Genomic DNA, 2,946 nt, shown 5'->3' with positions numbered 1-2,946 from the left:
CCGAAGGCCAGGGAATTCGGCCCTTTAATCGGGCGCCAAGCCAACTTTCGGTCGTTGTCGTGACCAGATCGTTCTGGCAGGTGCTGCCAGGGCGAATTGTGGGTGTCCCAGTTGTGGTTTGAGGGATTGTGGGTGTCCCGGTTGTTCGTGTTTGAGGGATTGTGGGTGTCCCGGTTGTTTATCTGTGGCTACGAAGATCGCCACGAAATGCAAGCTCCTCCAGGTCCAGAGAACGAAGAAGGAGTGCCGGAAAAGGGAGCTACGCAATACTCTCTGGGGCGCAGGAGTGTTGATTTCCACGCAAAACTGACCCGGGGTTTTCATCGAAAACTGACCCACCCTCGGTTTGCGTAGTGTAGCTACTCGGTTGTGGATAAGTCGTTCTGGTTTGTCTTCTTGTCTCCTGTTTTGGATGGACTGCTTCGCCTTCGCGGTGTGGTAGCTGCGGAACTGTTTTTGAATCGCCAGGAATCGTTTCCGGTTTCCACGATGTGGCAGTGATGGGTCAGACGGTCGAGCAAGGCTGTGGTCATCTTGGCATCGCCGAACACGCTGGCCCATTCGGTGAAGCTCAGGTTGGTGGTGATGATGACGCTGGTGCGTTCGTACAGGGTTGAGAGCAAGTGGAATAGCAAGGCACCGCCTGCCTGACTAAATGGCAGGTAGCCGAGTTCATCGAGGATGACCAGATCGGCATAGCTCAAACGCTGGGCGATCTTGCCCTGGCGACCCGCGGCCTTCTCTTGTTCCAGTGTGTTGACCAGCTCAATGGTCGACAGGAAGCGCACGCGACGATGATGGTGCTGGATGGCTTCGATACCGATAGCGGTGGCCAGATGAGTCTTGCCTGATCCCGGGCCACCGATCAGCACGACGTTCTGCGCGCTGCCCAAGAACGCACATTCATGCAGGCGACGCACCAGCGCTTCGTCGACGTGGGCCTCGGTGAAGTCGAAGCCGACCAGATCCCGGTGTGCCGGGAAGCGCGCTGCCTTCATCTGATTGGCTTGGCTCTTCACTTCCCGTTCGGCACCCTCGGCGGCAAGCAACTCCGCGAGCCAGTGCTCCGGATCCAGTTCGCGCTGGCGGGCTATGGCCACCAGTTCCGGCCAGGCCGAGGCCATGCCATGCAACTTCATCTGACGCAGGCGCGCGATCAGTTCAATGGCCATGACGCACCTCCCGGACTTGCGCAGATCGCAGGGCGTCATAGCGATTGACGTTGGCCTGAGGCTCTTGGGTCAAGGTGAGTGTTGTAGCGATACTCTCCCGCGGCAGGACCGGTTCGCTCAGTCGTGCCAGCACGTTGAGGACGTGTTCGCCATTCGGTGCGCCGGATGCCAACACCAGTTCCACCGCCACCAACACGGCCTCCAGTCCGTGTACCGGCACGGCGGCAAGCACTTGGGCCATGACTCGGTCACCGCCAGGTCGGCGCAACAGATGGTGTTGCAGGGAGCGTAATGGTGCCGGCATCTCGGCAAACGGTGCGCCATCGCGCAGTGCGCCCGGCTTGCGCTGCACGAGCGGAATGTAGTGTTGCCAGTCGTAGTGAGTCTGATAGCGCTCGAAGCAGCGGGCATGTCGTGCCAGTACCTTGCCCTCGGCCACCAGCACCAGTTCGGTGGGATAAACATGCAGGCTGATGACCCGATGCGCCGCCTCTGTGGGCACGCTGTAGCGATTGCGCTGGAAATGGATCAAGGCTGTAGCCGAGACCCGGACCGGCTGCTCGATGTAGCCATCAAATGGCGCCGGGTTGGGCATGAACTGGGGTTGCTCGTTCTGCCAGACCTCGGCGATCGTGAGATCCGGGCAGTCCGGATGGGCCATGACGTCCCAGGCGGCGCGGCACTCGCTCGTCAGCCAGGCGTTCAGATCGGCCAACATCGGCCAGTGCCGCTGGCCGGCTTCCGTCCATAACTGACGGCGGCGATCCTGCACGTTCTTCTCGACGACACCCTTCTCCCAACCTGCGGCACGATTGCAGAACTCCGGTTCGAACAAGTAGTGCCCGCACATGGCCAGGAAGCGCGCATTGACCGTGCGTTCCTTGCCGCGGCCGACCCGATCGACGGCCGTCTTCATGTTGTCGTAGATGCCCCGACGCGGCACGCCACCAAACGCGGCAAAGGCGCGCCTATGCGCATCGAAGAGCATCTCGTGGCTTTGCATCGGATAGACGACCAGCAGGAAGGCCCGGCTCGCGGCCAACTTCACGTGAGCGACCTCCAGGCGCCTGCGCACGCCGCCGATGACGGCGTACTCGCAGCTCCAGTCGAACTGGAATGCATCGCCCGGTTCAAAGCGCAACGGCACGAACGCCGAACGATGCCGCGTGGCGCCGCCCTCGGCGTGCCAACGGCGGACCGCGGTCGCGACCCGGCCATACCCACCCGGATAGCCTTGTGCCTGCAAGTGTTGAAACATCACCCGTGCGGTGCGTCGATCCCGCTTGGGCCGGTGCCGGTCGGCGCTCAGCCACGCCTCAAGCTGCTCGCGGTAAGGATCAAGGATGCTCGGTGTCACCCGTGCCGGATACACCGGTTCGGTCACGTCTTCCTGGCGCAACCAGCGTCTCAGGGTATTGCGGGAGATACCGTTGCGCCTGGCAATCTCGCGCAACGACAGCTTGTCGCGGAAGTACATCCGCCGAATCTTGGCCAACATGCCCACTGTGATCACTCCTGAAGTCCCCTGAGCACAAAATGATCAGGGTAGTGAAATCAGGTGGGTCAATTTTGGATGGAAATTACCCCGCCAAGTGGGTCAGTTCTGGGTGGACATCAACAGCGCAGGAGCTTTGTATCGGTCACGCATACGCGAGTAAACCCCTTGGATTTCAGTTGGTCAATAGCCCCTAGAGTGGAGCCAAAGAAAAGTAGAGACTCTCCCCAACGGAGGGTTTTATGCGCAAGTCGAAATTCAGTGAGGTTCAGATCGCGG

At 60.6% G+C, this 2,946-nt stretch carries 2 protein-coding genes; both read right to left on the bottom strand.

What is annotated here, in order from left to right:
• Positions 1-359: 359 nt before the first annotated feature.
• Positions 360-1,172, bottom strand: a complete 813-nt coding sequence (istB, locus tag WBP53_RS03685; RefSeq protein ID WP_423926050.1) for an IS21-like element helper ATPase IstB — start codon at positions 1,170-1,172, stop codon at positions 360-362.
• The gene (gene istA, locus WBP53_RS03680) at positions 1,162-2,670 is read right to left on the bottom strand and encodes an IS21 family transposase (RefSeq protein WP_423926052.1); all 1,509 of its coding nucleotides are present in this window, start codon (positions 2,668-2,670) and stop codon (positions 1,162-1,164) included. Before istA ends, istB begins: the two co-directional genes overlap by 11 nt.
• Between the last annotated feature and the right edge of the window lie 276 nt (positions 2,671-2,946).

The sequence above is a fragment of the Dokdonella sp. genome, from assembly GCF_049593775.1.
Lineage (GTDB): Bacteria > Pseudomonadota > Gammaproteobacteria > Xanthomonadales > Rhodanobacteraceae > Dokdonella.
This window is presented reverse-complemented; position numbering and strand designations above follow the sequence as displayed.

What these genes read in the sequence shown, in the direction of transcription:
- istA (WP_423926052.1), bottom strand. Translation starts at nt 2,670, where the DNA reads ATGTTGGCCAAGATTCGGCGGATGTACTTCCGCGACAAGCTGTCGTTG.
- istB (WP_423926050.1), bottom strand. Translation starts at nt 1,172, where the DNA reads ATGGCCATTGAACTGATCGCGCGCCTGCGTCAGATGAAGTTGCATGGC.